Source organism: Lacisediminihabitans sp. (genome assembly GCF_043726815.1).
In the GTDB taxonomy this organism is placed as follows: Bacteria; Actinomycetota; Actinomycetes; order Actinomycetales; family Microbacteriaceae; genus Lacisediminihabitans.
In genome coordinates this window covers 50,913-68,039 of the sequence record NZ_JAYSJZ010000053.1, presented here as the reverse complement: position 1 = coordinate 68,039, position 17,127 = coordinate 50,913, and the positions used below count along the sequence as shown (strand labels likewise).

Here is a 17,127-nt window from a genome sequence, read left to right as displayed (position 1 = left end):
GGCCCCTCCGGTCATGCCTTGGCCACGATCTGGTCGCGCATGGCCGGCATGACGGTCTCGCCGTACACCCGCAGCGTCTCTTCCTTGTTGTCGTGCTGCAGGTACCCGGCGAACTGGTCCACGCCGAGCTCCTTGAGCGCGCCGAGCTTGGCGATGTGATCGCTCGCGCTGCCGAGAAGGCAGAACCTGTCGACGATGTCGTCCGGCACGAAGGCGGCGTGGGTGTTGCCGCTGCGCCCGTGCTGGTTGTAGTCGTAGCCCTCGCGCTCCTTGATGTAGTCGGTGAGCGCCGCGGGCACCGACGAGGACTCGCCGTACTTCGCCACGATGTCCGCCACGTGGTTGCCCACCATGCCGCCGAACCAGCGGCACTGGTCGCGCATGTGCGTCCAGTGGTCGCCGATGTACATCGGCGCCGCGACGCAGAACTTGACGGCGGCCGGGTCGCGGCCCGCCTTCTCGGCCGCGTCGCGAACGGTCTTGATCATCCACTCGGCGATGTCGAGGTCGGCGAGCTGCAGGATGAATCCGTCCCCCACCTCCCCGGTGAGCTTGAGGGCGAGCGGACCGTACGCGGCCACCCACACCTCGAGCTCTGAGCCGTGGCTCCAGGGAAACTGCAGCTGCGCGCCGTTGTACTCGACGGACCTCGAGTTCGCCAGTTCGCGGATCACGTGGATCGCCTCGCGCAGGGCCTTGAGCGTCGTGGGCGCCCCGTTCGTCACCCGCACCGCCGAGTCGCCGCGCCCGATGCCGCAGATGGTGCGGTTGCCGTACATCTCGTTGAGCGTCGCATAGAGGGACGCCGTGACCGTCCAGTCGCGCGTCGCCGGGTTGGTCACCATGGGGCCGACCTTGATCCGGTGCGTCTCGGCCAGAATCTGGCTGTAGATCACGTACGGCTCCTGCCAGAGCAGGTGCGAGTCGAACGTCCACACGTACTCGAATCCGTGCTGCTCCGCGAGCTTGGCGAGGTGCACCGTGCGGGACGCCGGCGGGTTGGTCTGGAGTACTGCTCCGAATTCCATGTGACTCTTTCTGTTCCCGTGCCTATCCGGGCCATTGCGGCCATTCCGGGCCGGCGTGCCGGCCCGGGGTGTCCGAATTCGCCCGTCGAGTGGTGGTAGTCGTCGTGGTCGTGTCCTGAGGTGGTGGTGGGTCAGATCAGGTATTGCGAGAGGCCGCGCTTGAAGTACTTTCCGTCGCCCTTTGCTCCGACGTAGCGGTTGTCGTCGACGATCACCTTGCCGCGGGAGATCACGGTGTCGACGTGACCGTCGATCTCGAAGCCCTCCCAGGCCGAGTAGTCCATGTTCATGTGGTGGGTCTTGTTCAGCCCGATCGAGGTGTGCCCGTTCGGGTCGTAGATCACGACGTCGCCGTCAGCGCCCGGCTGGATCACGCCCTTCTTGCCGTACATGCCGAACATGCGGGCGGGGGTCGTGGAGGTCACCTCCACCCAGCGCTCGAGCGAGATCTTCTTGTCCACAACACCCTGGTAGAGCAGGTCCATGCGGTGCTCGACCGAACCGATGCCGTTCGGGATCTTCGAGAAGTCCCCGAGCCCCATGTCCTTCTGGCCCTTCATGCAGAACGGGCAGTGGTCGGTGGAGACCATCTGGATGTCGTTGGTGCGCAGCGCCTGCCACATGTGGTGCTGGTGGCCCTCCTTGCGTGACCGCAGCGGGGTGGAGCACACCCACTTGGCCCCCTCGAAGCTTCCCCACTCCTCGCTCTGCGCGCCGAGCTGCTCCTCGAGCGAGAGGTACAGGTACTGGGGGCAGGTCTCGCCGAACACGTTCTGGCCGTTGTCGCGCGCGGCGGCGATCTGGTCGACAGCCTGCCTGGCGCTCACGTGCACCACGTAGAGGGGCGCGCCGGTGAGGTTGGCGAGCATGATGGCGCGGTGGGTGGCCTCCTCCTCCGCCTGCCACGGGCGGGTGAGGCCGTGGTAGAGCGGCGAGGTGTTGCCGGCGGCCACCGCCTGCTGCACCAGCAGGTCGATCACGCTGCCGTTCTCGGCGTGCATCATGATCATCGAGCCGTTGCTCGCCGCCTTCTGCATAGCCTTGGTGATCTGGCCGTCATCCGAGAGGAAGACGCCCTTGTAGGCCATGAACAGCTTGAAGCTCGAGACGCCCTCGGCGAGCAACTCGTCCATCGCCACGAGCGACGAGTCCTGCACGTCGCTGAGGATCTGGTGGAAGCCGTAGTCGATCGCGCAGTTGCCCGCGGCCTTCTCATGCCAGAGGTGGTACTGGTCGAGGATGTTCTCGCCCGCGTACTGCACGACGAAGTCGACGATGGATGTCGTGCCTCCCCACGCGGCGGCGCGGGTTCCCGTCTCGAAGGTGTCGCTCGCGTTCGTGCCGCCGAACGGCATCTCCATGTGGGTGTGCGCGTCGATCCCGCCGGGGATCACGTACTTGCCGCGGGCGTCGATCACGGTGTCGACGTTCGACTCGACGTCGAAGCCGAGCAGGCTCGACCCGGGGGCGAGCACTGCGGCGATCGTCTCCCCGTCGATGAGCACGTCGGCCGTGGCGGTGCCGGTCGAGTTGACGACCGTGCCGTTCTTGATCAGGGTCTTCATCGCGATTCTCCCGGCCGCTCTACGGCGCCACCGTCGCGGTGTACGACTCCGGCCGGCGATCCCGGTAGAACTGCCAGGCGTTGCGCACCTCGCGCAGCACGTCCAGGTCGAGGTCGCGGATCACGATCTCGGTCTTGTCGGTGCTCGCGACATCCCCCACGAAGTTTCCCCGCGGATCGACGAAGTACGAGCTGCCGTAGAAGGTGACGGCGGCGTCGCCGAACTCCTCGGTCTCGGTGCCGATCCGGTTGTTGGCACCGATGAAGTACTGGTTCGCGGCCGCCGCGGCTGGCTGCTCGAGCTCCCACAGGCGGTTGGAGAGGCCGGGCTTGGTGGCCGAGGGATTGAAGACGATCTGCGCGCCGCCGAGCCCCAGCTCGCGCCATCCCTCCGGGAAGTGCCGGTCGTAGCAGATGTACACGCCGACCTTGCCGACCGCGGTGTCGAAGACCGGGTAGCCGAGGTTGCCCGGGCGGAAGTAGAACTTCTCCCAGAACTGCGGGAGATTCGGGATGTGGTGCTTGCGGTACTTGCCGAGCATCGTGCCGTCGGCGTCGATCACGACCGCCGTGTTGTAGTACACGCCCGGCATGTCCTCCTCGTAGATCGGCAGCACGATCACGAGCTTCAGCTCCTTGGCGAGGGCCTGGAAGCGCTCCACGGTCGGGCCGGGGATCGACTCGGCGAAGTCGTAGTACTTGGTGTCCTCGATGATGCCGAAGTATGGCCCGTAGAAGAGCTCCTGAAAGCAGATGATCTGCGCGCCCTGCGCGGCCGCATCCCGGGCGAACTGTTCGTGCTTGGCGATCATGGATTCCTTGTCGCCGGTCCATGTGGTTTGGGTGAGCGCTGCACGTACGACAGTCATCGGGGCCTCCATTGCCATCTTCGTTTTGTTATTGTGCGCCGTAAACATTTCCCATATGTTTCATTGTGTGACGTTGGCGTAAACATAGAGGCGAATCGGAATCAGATCAATGGCTGAGCGCAAGGACGCGTCGTGACGGCCATCGCGCGGGCCGTCGAGGAGGCGTCGCCGCACGGCATCGCCGCGGCGGTCGCCCGCCTGATCACCTCCGGCGACCTCGCCCCCGGCGACCGCCTGCCGACCGTGCGCGAGCTCGCCGCCGACCTCGGGGTGAGCCCGGCGACGGTGAGCCACGCCTGGCAGGCGCTCTCGAGCGTGGGCCTCATCATCTCGCGCGGCCGAAGCGGGAGCTTCGTGATGGCCACCCCGCGCAAGTGGCTCCCCCCGCGGTTCCAGGGCCTCGCCGGCCAGCTCGAGGCCACGAGGCTCGACCTCTCCACCGGCACCCCCGATCCCCTGCTCCTCCCGGCGCTCGGCCCGGCGCTCTCCCGCGTGTCGATGCGGGCCGGCACCGCGAGCTACCTCGACCAGCCGGTGATCCCCGAGCTCGAGGCCGTCCTTCGGTCGACCTGGTCGTACGAGGTCGAGGCGGTGACCGTGGTCGACGGCGCCCTCGACGCGCTCTCCCGCGCGATGGAGATCACGGTTCGCTTCGGCGACCGGGTGGTGGTGGAGGACCCGGGGTTCCCACCCATCTTCGACCTGCTCGACCACTTCGGCGCGGTGCGGGTTCCGGTGGGGCTCGACGCCGACGGGATGCGCCCCGACCTGCTCGAGGAGGCCCTCACCCTGCGGCCGACCGTGATCATCCTGCAGCCGCGGGCCCAGAACCCCACCGGCCGGTCGCTGACGAAGGCGCGGGCCGAGGAACTCGCCCGCGTCGTGAGGCGCAGTCGCCACGCGAGCGACGCCATCATCATCGAGGACGACCACTCCGGCGAGATCGCCGCGACGCGTGATGTGAGCCTCGGGGCGTGGCTGCCAGACCAGGTCATCCACATCCGCAGCTTCTCCAAGTCCCACGGCCCCGACCTGCGGATTGCGGCCGTCGGCGGCAACACCGAGATCATCGAGCAGCTCGTGGCGCGTCGCATCCTCGGGCCGGGCTGGACCTCGCGGATGCTGCAGACGATGCTGCACGACCTGCTCACCGACTCCACCTCGGTCTCGGAGGTGAACGACGCCCGCCGCGTCTACCGCGCGCGCCAGCGCAAGCTCTCGGAGGCCCTCGGCCGGGCGGGCCTCACGGTCGCCCCGGCCGACGGCATCAACACCTGGCTGCCCGTGGCGGACGAGCGCACGGCGGTCGTGCGGCTCGCAGCGGCCGGAATCCGCGTGGCGGCCGGCACCCCGTTCCAGGCCGGACAGGCGGGGCAGGGCGGCCTCGCCGGACCGGGAGGACACTTCGTGCGCGTGACGGCGGGCCTGGTTCGCGACGACTTCGACTCCGTCGCGTCCAGCCTCGCGGCCGCGGCGTGGCCCTAGGTGAACTGCCCATGCGGCACTCCCTTACCCTGGCACGCGTTGTGCAGGACGGCGCCGTCGACGGGTGCCCGCCCCGCAGACTCCAGTTGTGCAGGACGGGTTGTGCAGGACGGCCCTCGGGCCGATAGCGAGCACGAGGGGTGCAGAAACGACGCGCGCGTCCTGCAGACCGGGACCGTTCGGGTCGCCACACCCCTGCCGTGTCCTGCACAAACTGTCCTGCACAACCAGAGTCTGCGGGGTCGGAACACAAGACTCCGGAGCCCGTCCGCAGAACACCGCCCGACCGACTCGGGGGGCACCGCCAGAGGGCGGACCACGGCCACACGCGAACGTCCGTAACGGTGTTTGGAGTCACCGCAGCACCAGCGCGGGGCAGAGAGGCACACCCAATCGACCTGCCTGGGCAGTACACCTGGGCCAGCGCGGGAATCGAGCGCACGAGCCCCGCGTCTATTCCTCGGGTTTGAGCCGCGTCGCCAGCCGGGTCCAGAGGGACCGCGGGGCGATCGCCGCCCGCAGCCTCCGCCAGCGGCCGGCAGTTGAGCGGAGGCCGCCGACCACCGTCAGCACGTCGCCGGACGCCCCCGGGTACGCCCCGCCGCCGGTCGGTGCCGCGTAGCTCTCCCGCTCGACGGCGGCCCGCAGGCGACCGAGAGCAGGGTGGGCCCCCGGCGCATCGGTGGCGAGCATCCGCTCCGCTTCGTGCGGGGTCGCCGTGCGCGGAATCGCGTAGCCGAGGTCGTCCGCCGACTGCAGCACCTCACGCCACGCGACGACGGCCGGGGCCGTTCCCGCCCGCAGCGACCGCACCCGGCGGCGGCGCTGCAGGCCACGAACCGGGCCGGGAATCGAGAGCACCACCGCGACCAGCATCAGCGCGAACGCCGTCCAGAGCCACGAGGTGAGGCCGGCGATCCCGCCGCCGTTCGCCCGGTTGGTGCCGGAGGGATCCAGCGGGTTGACGGAGGCCGACGACGACGGCCGCGGGGCGGCGGACGGCGCGTTCGAGGCGGGGGTCGAATTGACCGGGATCGGCACATCGGCCAGGCTCTGGTCGGCGTAGCTCGGGATGTCGCCCCGCCCGGGAGTCGGCTCGAAACGGGTCCAGCCGATGCCCTCGAAGTACAGCTCCGGCCAGGCGTGGAGATCGTGGGAGGTCACCTCGAAGAGGGTGCGGCCGGCACTGTCGAAACCGGTGCGCGCTCCGGGAAGGAAGCCGACCGCGATCCGCGACGGGATGCCCAGGCTGCGCGCCATCACCGCCATGGCCGAGGCGAAGTGGATGCAGTAGCCCGACTTCGCCTTGAGAAACGCGGCCACGACCTTCATTCCCGTGCCGTCGTATCCGGCCCTCACGGGGGCGGTCTCGGAGTATTCGAAGTCGCCGATGCGGAAGAAGTCCTGCAGCAGCAGCGCCTTCTCATAGTTGCTGGGCGCGCCGCCCGCCACCGTCTGGGCGGTCGCGCCGATCACCGCCGGAATGTCGGCCGGGAGGTCCAGGTACGGTGCGAGACCGTTCGGCACGGTGGAGCCGGCGGCCTCGAGCTGGGCAGGAGTCGGTGAGATCGTGAGGCTCACCGCCCGATAGGACTCGCCCTCCGCGGTCTGGTTGGGGCTGCGCACCACGAGCCCCGCGGGATCCCAGAACCAGTCGCCGACGAGCCCCGTGATCGTGGTGGTGGGGTACGGCAGGGGGAGCCAGGGACTGGTGAGGGACTTGATCGAGACGTAACTCGTCTCGTTCGACCGGCTCACGTCTGGCGAGAGTCCAGGGGCGTCCCCCAACTTGTCGATGGTGTTGCCCCGGTTCACCGAGAAATTGTCCGGGCTCCAACTCGATCCGGCGAACTTCTCCAGGCTCACGAGCCTCAGGTAGTGCCCGTCGCCCGACTTCGTGCTGTAGTCCAGCACGGTGTGCTCGATGTCCTGGCGCAGGTCGTCGCCCAGGGAGAGCACCGGGTTCACGCCCGTGCTGAACCCCGATCCGACCTCCTCCGCGGGGGTGACCGCGGGGAGCACGAGCGGCAGCACCATCGTGCCGACAATGATCGCTGCCGCCAGTGACACGGTGGCTCGGGTGAGCCTGAGCGGCACGGCGCTGCGCAGCAGAAGCAGGTACGCGAGGGCGGCCGCCACGAACACGAAGGGGTCGGTGGAATCGATCGACACGACGCTCGGCACCGCGAGGAGCACGGCGAGCGGGATGCCGGCGAGCGCCGGAGAACGCAGGGTGAGCGCGATCAGGTCGGCGATCCAGACGATCGCCCCCACTCCGGTGCAGAGCAGGAAGGTGATCGGGATGTTGGCCACGGCGGGCAGGGACTGCCGGTTGATCGACACCGCGGCGGCATCGGTCAGTTCGCGGAACCGTTCGAACGAGTCGCCGGTCGGCACCACTCCGAGAAAGGCGGTGCCGGCGGCGAAGAACAGCGTCAGCGTGCCCCCGAGCACGAGCAGCGACACGAGTGGCGGCAGCCAGCGGTGGCGGGTGAGGTAGCGCGTGCCGGCCGCCGCCCCGAGCACGAGCGCGGTGAGCAGCACGAGCTGGATCCACCAGAGCGCACCCTCGAGGATCACGTGCAGTCCGGTGATGGTGGCGATCAGCGCGAGAAGGAGCGCGCCGGTGACCCTCACCGAACGATCCCGGCCGAAGCCGGAGGGGGCGGTCGCGGCGGGGCGGAGCCTGCTCGCCGTGCTAACCGCGTGCACGGCTCGCCTCCTGGGCCGCGCCGACCGCGCGCCAGACGGACTCGATCGGTTCGCCGACGGCCACCGGGATGCAGATCCAGCCGCCCGCCCGCAGCACCCCGGCCAGCGCCAGTTGGCGGGGCGAGACGAGGAAGGCGACGGCGAGATCGAAGGAGTGGCGCTGGGTGACGAGGCGGTCGACGAGCTGCTGGTCGGCCTCCGAGAGCACCGCGAAGATGGAACCCTGGGAGCGGTCCGGCCGGTCGACTCCGCTCAGGAGGGTGAGGTCCGAGGTCGCGTCATCGACGAGCCGGACGACGGCGAGGCTCTCGAGAAACTCGTTCGGGCGATCGAGCGGGGCGAGTTGCGGCTGCCCGGTCTCGATCACGCGCACGACGAACCCGCTGCGCAGCAGGTGCAGTCCGACCGAGGCGATCAGGGAGACCGCCCGCTCGAAAGATTCGCTCTGCGGCTGGTCGACCTCGCGCACCGATTCGGCGTCGCGGTAACGAAGACGGCGGGTCTCCAGCACGATGCGCGCCTCCGCGTGGCTGCGCTGCTCCTCCTGGCGCACCATGAGCTCGCCGTGGTGGGCGGATGCGCGCCAGTGCACCCGCCGGAGGGCGTCACCGCGCCGGTACTCCCGCGTCATGAGGTCGTCTTCGCCGCCGAGCGCCCGGCGCTGCAGCGTGCGGGTCGGCCCCTCGTCCGCGGCGATCGAGACGACGTTGTCCGGCAGGGCCACCACATCCGGGGTCACGATCAGCGTCTGCGCCACGCCGGCGACGGCCTCCCCCGTCGCGAGGCCGAAGGGGTCCGCGAAGTCGACGAGCATCGGCCCCACGGGGAAGGCTCCGCGGATCGGTGGCACGAGCTCGTATTTCATGCGGGCCGAGTTGCCTCGTCCGGCAAACCGTGGCCCGCGCGGCCTGAGAGCGCCGAGCCGGCCGGGCTGGGTGGAGAACGGCCGCCACGGCCAGGTGTCCCGCCAGGCCACCTCCATGGTCGGGGTGGTGGCCTGGTTCTCGATGTCCAGGTGCACGACAGTGGGATGCCCGGCGCTCACGACCCGCGGCGCGAAGGTTCGGCGCACCGACATCCGCACCCTCCGCCAGCGCACGAAGGCGAGGGCGACGAGGGGCAGCAACACGAGGAAGCTGCCGAGGTAGAGCAGTTCCCGCCGCCCCAGCCAGTAGGCGAGCGGCAGGGAGGCGGCGCCGATGACGAGCAGCACGACCCCGCGTCTGGTCAGTCGCGCGATGCGCGTGGAGCGCCGTCGGCGCCAGCGGCTGGACATGGCGAGCTCAGGCCGGCCCCACTGCACCGAGCGGCACGGGAGTCGCCCCCACGATGCGGGCGATGATCTCCGAGACCGCGCCAGGGTCGAACGGATTGCCCCGGCCGGAGACCCGGTTGGTGGGGATGAGACGGTGGCTGAGCACCGGGATGGCGAGGGCGTCGATGTCGTCGGGAAGCACGAACTCGCGGCCGTCGAGGGCCGCGCGAGCCTTCGCGGCGCGCACGAGCTGGAGTGTCGCCCGCGGACTCGCGCCGAGCCGCAGATCATCGTCGCGTCGCGTCGCCTGCGCGATGCTCACCGCGTACTGCTCGACCGCCCACGACACGAACACCCCACGCACGGTCTCGATCATGGCGATCAGCTGCACCGTGCTCACCACCGGCTCGAGGTCCTCGAGGGGGCTGGACGACTCCCTCCGGCGCAGCATCGCCAGTTCGGCGGCCTCGTCCGGGTAACCCATCGAGATGCGCATCATGAAGCGGTCGCGCTGCGCCTCGGGCAGCGGGTAGGTCCCCTCCATCTCGACCGGGTTCTGGGTCGCGATGACGGTGAAGGGCGAGGCGAGGATCGAGGTCGTGCCGTCGACGGTGACCTGGCCCTCCTCCATGCTCTCCAGCAGCGCCGACTGGGTCTTCGGGCTCGCCCGGTTGATCTCGTCGCCGATCACGATGTTCGCGAAGATCGGCCCAGGCTTGAACTCGAACTCGCGCTCCACCTGGTTGTAGATGGACACTCCGGTGATGTCGGAGGGGAGCAGGTCGGGGGTGAACTGGATGCGGTTGACCGTGCAGTCGACGGACTTGGCAAGCGCCCGGGCCAGCATGGTCTTGCCGACGCCCGGAACATCCTCGATCAGCACGTGCCCCTCGGCAAGAAGCGCGGTGAGGGCCATCTGAACGGCCTCGCGCTTGCCGTCGATCACGGTCTCGACTCGACGGATGATCTCGGCGCAGTTTCGATAGAAATCGTCGAGTGCCATGGCGTCGCTCGTGTTGTTCACCGTTGACCTTCGCAAAGCGTATTGGAGTACCTCTCGTGAGTCTGCCAGATGGACCCCTGAAATGCGGCTGGGAATCTGCCGTGGGCCCGTGGCCCGAACCCCGGCGGCGCAGCGGCTAGCGTTGACCCGTGAAAATTACTGTGCTCTCCGGCGGCGTCGGCGGCGCCCGCTTCCTCCGCGGGCTGCGCCAGCACGTGCGATCCGCCCTTCCCGACGGGTCGGGTGGGTCAACCGCCGAGCTCACCGCGATCGTGAACACCGGCGACGACATGTGGCTCACCGGGGTGCGGATCGCGCCCGACCTCGACTCGATCATGTACACCCTCGCCGGCGAGAACGACGAGGAGCGCGGCTGGGGCCGCATCGGCGAGACCGAACGGGTCAGCGCCGAGCTTCGCGCATACGGCGTCGGCTGGCCGTGGTTCACCCTCGGCGACCTCGATCTCGGCACGCACCTCGCCCGAACGTCGCTGCTGCGGGACGGGCTGCCGCTGAGCGAGGCGACCCGGCGCATCACCTCCCGCTGGGACCTCGGCGCGACGCTGCTGCCGGTGACGGACGACGAGGTCGAGACGCACGTCGTGGTCGACGACGCCGGAACGTCGATGCACTTCCAGGAGTGGTGGACCCGGCATCGGGCGGCCCTTCCGGCCCGCGCGTTCGTGCAGCACCGGGTCGAGGACGCCCGCCCGGCCCCCGGCGTGCTCGAGGCGATCGGTTCCGCGGACGTGATCCTCATCGCGCCGTCGAATCCCGTCGTCTCGATCGGCACCATTCTCGGCATCCCGGGCATCCGCGAGGCGATCGCGGCGGCGCCCGCTCCGGTCGTCGGAGTCTCGCCGATCATCGCCGGTTCCGTCGTGCGGGGCATGGCGGACGCCTGCCTGTCCGCCATCGGCGTCGCCACCTCCGCCGAGGCCGTGGCGGCGCACTACGGCGCGCGGTCGGCCGGCGGCCTTCTCGACGCCTGGCTCGTCGACCAGACGGATGCCGCGGCCGTCTCCGCGATCGAAGCCGGCGGCATCCGCGCGGCCGCAGTGCCGCTCTGGATGCGCGACCCGGAGACGAGCGCGCGCCTCGCCGCCGACGCGCTCGCGCTCGCGCGGTAGCCCGGGCCCGCCACACCGCCGAGCTCACTCGGCCCACACGCGTCCCACCCGCATCCACTCGCGTTCAACTCGCGTCCACTCGCGTCCCACACGCGTTTCTCCGGAGGTTCGGCTCCCAGCGCACCCCATCGGGGCCGAAACGCCCCAAATCCACCCGTTCAGCCGCAATCCTCCGGAGAAACGCGTGTTGCAGCGTGGTGCAGGCGGCGCGAATTTCGCACGCCCGAAACACGCCGGCGTTAGACTGGCGGCGAATCTGGTTTCGCGCCCGGCTTTGGGCTCCTTCTTTTCGATCAAGAAACGTTGAGCCATGCCGGAATTCACTGAAGAAGCCTTCGTCCCCACCGCATCCGCCATCAGTCGGGCCCTCAAGCGGGCCGAGACCGGCGTGACGATCGACGCCACCGAGGCCGAGACCCTCCTCCACGCCCGCGGAGCCGACCTCGACCGCCTGCTGGTGGCGGCAGGACGGGTTCGGGATGCCGGACTCGAGCGGGCCGGGCGCCCCGGCGTGATCACCTACTCCCGCAAGGTCTTCATCCCGGTCACCCACCTCTGCCAGGACCGCTGCCACTACTGCGCCTTCGTGAAGACTCCCGCGCAGCTCAAGGCGCAGGGCAAGGCGATGTTCATGTCGCCGGACGAGATTCTCGAGGTGGCCCGCAACGGCGCGGCCCTCGGCTGCAAGGAGGTGCTCTTCACCCTCGGCGACCGGCCGGAGGAGCGCTGGCCGGAGGCGCGGGAATGGCTGGATGCGAACGGCTACGACTCGACGATCGCCTACCTTCGGGCCATGGCCGTGCGCATCCTCGAGGAGACCGGACTCCTCGTGCACATGAATCCTGGCGTCATGACGTGGGAGGAAATCCAGCGCCTCAAGCCGGTCTCGCCGTCGATGGGCATGATGCTCGAGACCACGTCGACTCGACTCTTCACCGAGAAGGGGCAGCCGCACTACGGGTCGCCGGACAAGGACCCGGCCATCCGACTGCGGGTGATCGAGGACGCCGGCCGCAGCAACGTCCCGTTCACCACCGGACTCCTCCTCGGCATCGGCGAGACCTACGCCGAGCGAGTCGACGGGCTGTTCGCGATCCGCGCCGCGAGCCGGCGCCACGGGCACATCCAGGAAGTGATCATCCAGAACTTCCGCTCCAAGATGTCGACCGCGATGATGCGACGCGATGACTTGCCGGTAGAGGAATATATCGCCGCGGTGGCCGTGTCGCGCATCGTGCTGGGGCCGGGAGCCCGCCTCCAGGCACCGCCGAACCTCACCGACGAGAACGAGCTGGCCCTGCTCGTGCGCGCCGGCATCGACGACTGGGGCGGCGTGAGCCCGCTCACCCCCGACCACGTCAACCCCGAACGCCCGTGGCCGAACATCGAGGAGCTGGCGAGGCTCACCGATGCCGCGGGCTACACCCTGCGCGAGCGCCTCACCGTGCACCCGCACTACGTTCGGGCGGAGGTGCCGTGGCTCGACCCGCGGCTGCTCCCCCACATCCGCGCTCTCGCCACCCCCGAAGGACTCGCCGTCGAGGGTCGGGTTCCGGTCGGACTGCCGTGGCAGGAACCGGACCCCGAGTGGATCGGCTCCGGCCGGGTCAACCTCCACACCGAGATCGACACCGAGGGTCGCTCGACCGACCGGCGCAGCGACTTCGAGGACGTCTACGGCGACTGGTCGGAGCTGCGCGAGACCGTCGGCGACACCCGTCGAGCGGCCGGCCACTCCGGCGAGCCCGCCGTGCGCGCCGCGCTGTCCCGCGCCGAGACCGACCCGGCGGGCCTCACCGACGCCGAGTACCTCGCCCTCCTGGGCGCAGAGGGACAGGACCTGGATGCGCTCGCCAGCCTCGCCGACCGGGTGCGCCACGACACGGTCGGCGACCGCGTCGGCTACGTCGTCAACCGCAACATCAACTTCACCAACGTCTGCTACACCGGCTGTCGCTTCTGCGCCTTCGCGCAGCGCAAGACGGATGCCGACGCGTTCACCCTGTCCATGAAGCAGGTCGGCGACCGCGTGGACGAGGCCTGGAACATCGGGGCGACGGAGATCTGCATGCAGGGCGGCATCCATCCGGATCTGCCGGGCACCGCCTACTTCGACCTCGCCCGCCAGGTTAAGGAGCGCCAGCCCGGCATCCACCTGCACGCGTTCAGCCCGATGGAGATCGTGAACGGGGCGGCTCGAACTGGCCTCAGCTACCGGGACTTCCTGCTCGAGGCGCAGGCCGCCGGGCTCGACACGATCCCGGGAACGGCCGCCGAGATTCTCGACGACGAGGTGCGCTGGGTGCTTACCAAGGGAAAGCTGCCGGCCGCCGCCTGGATCGACATCGTGTCGACCGCGCACAGCATCGGCATCCGCTCCAGCTCCACCATGATGTACGGCCACGTCGACAACCCCACCCACTGGGTCGGGCACCTGCGCACCCTCTCCCGCGTGCAGGACGAGACGGGCGGGTTCACCGAGTTCGTGCTGCTGCCATTCGTTCATATGAACTCACCGGTATATCTCGCCGGTGTCGCCCGCCCCGGCCCGACCGCCCAGGAGAACCGGGCGGTGCACGCGGTCGCGCGCCTCATGCTGCACGGCCGCATCGACCACATCCAGACCTCGTGGGTGAAGCTCGGCACCGAGGGCACGCAACTCATGCTGCAGGGCGGGGCGGATGATGTGGGCGGAACGCTCATGGAGGAGACGATCAGCCGCATGGCCGGCGCCGACAACGGGTCGGAGAAGACCGTGGACGAGCTCGAGGAACTGACCTCGGCGATCGGACGCGAGGCCTACCAGCGCACCACGACCTACGGCGAGCCGTCGGCGGAGCGGCGGGAGGTCGCGCGCCGCAACGCGTCCACCGGCTACGCGTCGACGGGCAAGTCGCTGCGGCTGCTGCCGCTGGACGTGGTCAACTCGCGCTGATCGATCCGCGCTCTCCCCTGCGACTTGCTTCCGGGCTCGAACTCAGTGAGGTGCCCACTTTCGTCGCATGTGCCGCCGACATGGCGGCAGATGTGGGCACCTCACCTGTGCGCACCTCACCCACAGCGACCGTGGCTCGGCGAGATCAGCGGGCCCCCTCACGCCCCGCGGAACGCCGCCGTCGTTCGCGCGCCCAGCCGCCCGGTCAACTCCCGAAGCTCGTCGAGAGTGTCCACGTCCCGTCGCAGGCCAGAAGCGGCGGAGACGGGCAGCGCGACGTACCCGGCGGCGGCGTGCGCGGCCGCAGATCCGACTCCGAAGGCAGGCACATGCACCACCGGTCCCACCGCCGTGATGAGGGTGGTGCCCGTGCCGGCGGCATCCGGCACCATCGCCAGCCGATGGGCGGCCGCGAGCTCGAGGGCGTGCCCCAGTTCCTCGGCGGTGAGGGCCGGCAGGTCGCCGAGCAGCACCGCAATGCCGTCCCCCGTGGACGACCCGGGGGTCGCCAGTTCGATGCCCTGAGCGATCGCCGAGGCCAGGCCAGGCCGCCCCGTCTCCACGACGACTGTCGCGCCGATCCCGGCGAAGTCGGCTGATGCCTCGGCCGACGTCACGACGAGTACCCCTCGCACTCCCGCGGTGGCGAGAGCGGCCTCCACGGTGTCGAGGGCGATGGCCCGCGCGAGCGGTGCGTGCGCGCCCAGGGACCCGCCGAAGCGGGACTTCGCGTGCGCCGTGCCCTTCACCGGCACGACGATCCACCAGTCAGTCACGCGCCGCGCGCCCCGCCTCGAAGCCCTCGCGCCAGGCCTCATCGGTGCCCAGCCGGAACATGTCCTTCTCCGACGGTCGAACCAGCACCCTGGCGCCCGGCGCCGCCTCGTCGAGAAGGTGGCCCATCCCCCGCACGACGGCCACCGGCAGCCCGCTGGCCTTGCGCTTCACCAGGTCGGCCGCGGCCGCGATCTCGTCTCCCACCGCGGGCAGGGTGACCTCGAGCGATCGACCCTGAGTGTCGGTCGAGCCGCGCAGGTCCTCGAGCACCACGACCCCGCTGGCACCGATCGCGACATCGGTCTGGCCCTCGCGCCAGGCCCGGCCGAGCGTGTCGGTGATGATCACGCCGAGTCGGAGCCCGAAGCGTGCGGACAGCGCGGCACGGATGGCGCCGGCCGAGGCATCCGGGTCCACCGGCAGCAGCAGCACCGTGCCCTCCGGTGTGTTCGAGGCGTCGACGCCGGCGGCGGCTCCCACCACGCCGAGGCGGTTCTCCACGATCCGGGTGACCCCGCCGGGGTAGGCGCGGGTGGCCACGACACGCACTGTCTCGTCCGTGATGGCCTGCTCCCGGTCCACGGCGGAGATCATGCGGCCCTCGGCCTTCGACACCACCTTGGACGTGACGGCCAGGATGTCGCCGTCCCGGAGGCGGCCGTCGGCGGCATCGCCGATGATCGAGGCGAGGTCGTCGCCGGAGACGATCTCGGCGATCCCGTCGAGGGCGAAGACGGAGAGCATCATCGGGTGAGCGCCGGCAGCACGTCGCGGGCGAAGACGTCGATCCACTCACGCTGGTTGCGGCCGACGTTGTGCAGGTAGATGCGGTCGAAGCCGAGGTCGAGGTAGCGCTGGATGTGTGCGCGGTGCGCGTCCGGCTGCTCGGACACGAGCATCCGGCCCTCGAAGTCCTCCGCCCGCACGAGCCGGGCGAGCTGCTCGAATTCGAAGGGCGAGCGGATGTCGGAGCGCGGGAACCGCATGCCGCCGTTCGGCCACTCGGTGATCGCGTTGGCCATCGCCTCGCCGGCCGTGGGCGCCCAGCTGAGGTGCAGGCGCAGCACCTTGAGGCTGCGGGACGGGTCCTTGCCGACCTCGCGCGCTCCCTCGTCGAAGCGGTCGAGCAGCGCGGCGATCTTCTCGATCGGCGCTCCGTCCACGATGAGCCCGTCCACCACGCGCCCCGCGCGCTTGGCCGTGACCGGCCCCGAGGTGGCCACCAGGATCGGCGGCGGCGCGGCCGGCATCGTCCACAGCCGGGACGACTCGAGCTTGAAGAACGTGCCGGAGTGCTTGGCGTCCCGCCCGGCGGCCGAGGCCGTGAAGAGCTTGTTGATCACGTCGACGGCCTCGAACATCCGGTTGATGCGCTCGGCGGTCTCCGGCCAGTAGGCGCCGGTGACATGCTCGTCGATCGCCTCCCCGGAGCCGATGCCGAGCCAGTGCCGCCCCGGATACATGGCTTCGAGGGTGGCGCTCGCCTGGGCGACCATGGCCGGATGCCAGCGGAAGGTCGGCACGGTCATGCCGGTACCGAGGTCCCCGGAGGTGGTCTGCCCGAGGGCGCCGAGCACGTTCCAAACGAAGCTCGCGTGCCCCTGCCGCGGAACCCACGGCTGGAAGCGGTCGGCCGCCATGGTGCCGGCGAAGCCGTTCCGCTCCGCGTGGGTGCTCAGTTCGATGATCTCGGTGGGGTGGAACTGCTCCAGCATGGCGGCGTAGCCGATGTGGGGCGCGGTGGGGGGCATGCCTCTATTCTCGCGTGCCGGGAGGGGAGCCGGCGAAGACGGGGATCCCGGCGGCCACCGCGACCTCGCGGTAGGCGTCACTCAGATCGGCGAGCGTGGAGTGCGCGTTGAGCCCGCTGGGATTCGGCACCACCCACAGCTGGGCGCCCCCGATCGTCTCCGGCTGCCTGCCCACGAGCGCCGTGCGGCGATCGAACGCGATGCGGTAGGCGGTGATTCCGAGCATCGCGACCGCCGCCGGCCGAAGGCTCTCCACGCGCGCCGCCAGGGCCTCCCCTCCGGCCCTCAACTGCGCGTCGTCCAGTTCGTCAGCTCGGCGCGTCGCGCCCGACACGAGGCTCGTGATGCCGACCCCCCGGGCTATCAGATGGTCGCGGTCGGCCGGATCGAGCCCGTGCGAGGCGTCGATCACGCGGTCCACGATTCCCGCGCGGAAGAGTGCCGGGTAGAAGCGGTTACCGCGCCTGCCGAAGTGCGCCTGGACGGCGGCGGTGCGCAGTCCGGGATTGATGCCGACGAAGAGCAGGCGGAGGCCGGGACCGACGAGATCGGGCAGCGTTCGCCCGCGGAAGGAGTCCAGTTCGGCCGCAGAGAATCCCACCCCTGCACCCTACGGCA

13 protein-coding genes are annotated in these 17,127 nt (G+C 70.0%); 3 read left to right on the top strand and 10 right to left on the bottom strand.

Going from position 1 to position 17,127, the window contains the following annotated elements; translation table 11 throughout:
• Nucleotides 1-11 precede the first annotated feature (11 nt).
• From ACHZD8_RS06665 to ACHZD8_RS06655, 3 genes are all read right to left on the bottom strand, one after another.
• Complete coding sequence (locus ACHZD8_RS06665) at nt 12-1,028, bottom strand: TIGR03842 family LLM class F420-dependent oxidoreductase (protein ID WP_394769385.1); 1,017 nt, start codon at nt 1,026-1,028, stop codon at nt 12-14.
• A gap of 131 nt (nt 1,029-1,159) precedes the next feature.
• Nucleotides 1,160-2,593: a dihydropyrimidinase gene (gene hydA / locus ACHZD8_RS06660; protein ID WP_394769384.1), complete on the bottom strand. Its 1,434-nt coding sequence runs from the start codon at nt 2,591-2,593 to the stop codon at nt 1,160-1,162.
• 19 nt (nt 2,594-2,612) lie between these two features.
• Nucleotides 2,613-3,461, bottom strand: coding sequence for a nitrilase-related carbon-nitrogen hydrolase (locus ACHZD8_RS06655; protein ID WP_394769383.1), 849 nt, complete (start codon nt 3,459-3,461; stop codon nt 2,613-2,615).
• A gap of 132 nt (nt 3,462-3,593) precedes the next feature.
• Here ACHZD8_RS06655 and ACHZD8_RS06650 point away from each other — a divergent pair, with 132 nt between their 5' ends.
• Nucleotides 3,594-4,946, top strand: coding sequence for a PLP-dependent aminotransferase family protein (locus tag ACHZD8_RS06650; RefSeq protein WP_394769382.1), 1,353 nt, complete (start codon nt 3,594-3,596; stop codon nt 4,944-4,946).
• Nucleotides 4,947-5,399: 453 nt separating this feature from the next.
• On the opposite strand, the gene ACHZD8_RS06645 is transcribed toward ACHZD8_RS06650, so the two are convergent.
• The 3 genes from ACHZD8_RS06645 to ACHZD8_RS06635 are packed head-to-tail and all read right to left on the bottom strand — an operon-like array spanning nt 5,400 to nt 9,916.
• A complete protein-coding gene (locus ACHZD8_RS06645; RefSeq protein WP_394769381.1) occupies nt 5,400-7,658 on the bottom strand; it encodes a DUF3488 and DUF4129 domain-containing transglutaminase family protein in 2,259 nt (752 codons plus the stop codon).
• Nucleotides 7,645-8,934 (bottom strand): DUF58 domain-containing protein, encoded by a 1,290-nt coding sequence (locus tag ACHZD8_RS06640; protein ID WP_394769380.1) that lies wholly within the window; start codon nt 8,932-8,934, stop codon nt 7,645-7,647. Before ACHZD8_RS06640 ends, ACHZD8_RS06645 begins: the two co-directional genes overlap by 14 nt.
• A gap of 7 nt (nt 8,935-8,941) precedes the next feature.
• Nucleotides 8,942-9,916, bottom strand: coding sequence for an AAA family ATPase (locus ACHZD8_RS06635; protein ID WP_394769379.1), 975 nt, complete (start codon nt 9,914-9,916; stop codon nt 8,942-8,944).
• Between the two features lie 149 nt (nt 9,917-10,065).
• Between ACHZD8_RS06635 and cofD the strand changes: the two genes are divergently transcribed.
• Both cofD and ACHZD8_RS06625 read left to right on the top strand, forming a co-directional pair.
• Complete coding sequence (gene cofD / locus ACHZD8_RS06630; protein WP_394769378.1) at nt 10,066-11,046, top strand: 2-phospho-L-lactate transferase; 981 nt, start codon at nt 10,066-10,068, stop codon at nt 11,044-11,046.
• A 310-nt stretch (nt 11,047-11,356) separates the two neighbouring features.
• Nucleotides 11,357-13,981 (top strand): bifunctional FO biosynthesis protein CofGH, encoded by a 2,625-nt coding sequence (locus tag ACHZD8_RS06625; protein ID WP_394769377.1) that lies wholly within the window; start codon nt 11,357-11,359, stop codon nt 13,979-13,981.
• A 158-nt stretch (nt 13,982-14,139) separates the two neighbouring features.
• Here the strand turns inward: ACHZD8_RS06625 and cofC are convergent, their stop codons facing one another.
• The 4 genes from cofC to ACHZD8_RS06605 are packed head-to-tail and all read right to left on the bottom strand — an operon-like array spanning nt 14,140 to nt 17,110.
• Nucleotides 14,140-14,757, bottom strand: coding sequence for a 2-phospho-L-lactate guanylyltransferase (gene cofC, locus ACHZD8_RS06620; RefSeq protein ID WP_394769376.1), 618 nt, complete (start codon nt 14,755-14,757; stop codon nt 14,140-14,142).
• Entirely contained in the window at nt 14,750-15,502 is a 753-nt protein-coding gene (gene cofE / locus ACHZD8_RS06615) for a coenzyme F420-0:L-glutamate ligase (protein ID WP_394769449.1), read from the bottom strand. Before cofE ends, cofC begins: the two co-directional genes overlap by 8 nt.
• Nucleotides 15,502-16,509 carry a TIGR03557 family F420-dependent LLM class oxidoreductase gene (locus ACHZD8_RS06610; RefSeq protein WP_394769375.1) on the bottom strand — a complete coding sequence of 336 codons (1,008 nt, stop codon included), beginning with the start codon at nt 16,507-16,509 and terminating at the stop codon, nt 15,502-15,504. The genes cofE and ACHZD8_RS06610 overlap by 1 nt, the downstream gene beginning before the upstream one ends.
• 4 nt (nt 16,510-16,513) lie before the next feature.
• Entirely contained in the window at nt 16,514-17,110 is a 597-nt protein-coding gene (locus ACHZD8_RS06605; RefSeq protein WP_394769374.1) for a mismatch-specific DNA-glycosylase, read from the bottom strand.
• Between the last annotated feature and the right edge of the window lie 17 nt (nt 17,111-17,127).

Bases quoted from the DNA above. Each gene is read 5' to 3' on its own strand.
- ACHZD8_RS06655 (WP_394769383.1), bottom strand. From the start codon at position 3,461: ATGACTGTCGTACGTGCAGCGCTCACCCAAACCACATGGACCGGCGAC.
- cofE (WP_394769449.1), bottom strand. From the start codon at position 15,502: ATGCTCTCCGTCTTCGCCCTCGACGGGATCGCCGAGATCGTCTCCGGC.
- ACHZD8_RS06610 (WP_394769375.1), bottom strand. From the start codon at position 16,509: ATGCCCCCCACCGCGCCCCACATCGGCTACGCCGCCATGCTGGAGCAG.
- ACHZD8_RS06635 (WP_394769379.1), bottom strand. From the start codon at position 9,916: ATGGCACTCGACGATTTCTATCGAAACTGCGCCGAGATCATCCGTCGA.
- hydA (WP_394769384.1), bottom strand. From the start codon at position 2,593: ATGAAGACCCTGATCAAGAACGGCACGGTCGTCAACTCGACCGGCACC.
- ACHZD8_RS06625 (WP_394769377.1), top strand. From the start codon at position 11,357: ATGCCGGAATTCACTGAAGAAGCCTTCGTCCCCACCGCATCCGCCATC.
- ACHZD8_RS06665 (WP_394769385.1), bottom strand. From the start codon at position 1,028: ATGGAATTCGGAGCAGTACTCCAGACCAACCCGCCGGCGTCCCGCACG.
- ACHZD8_RS06640 (WP_394769380.1), bottom strand. From the start codon at position 8,934: ATGTCCAGCCGCTGGCGCCGACGGCGCTCCACGCGCATCGCGCGACTG.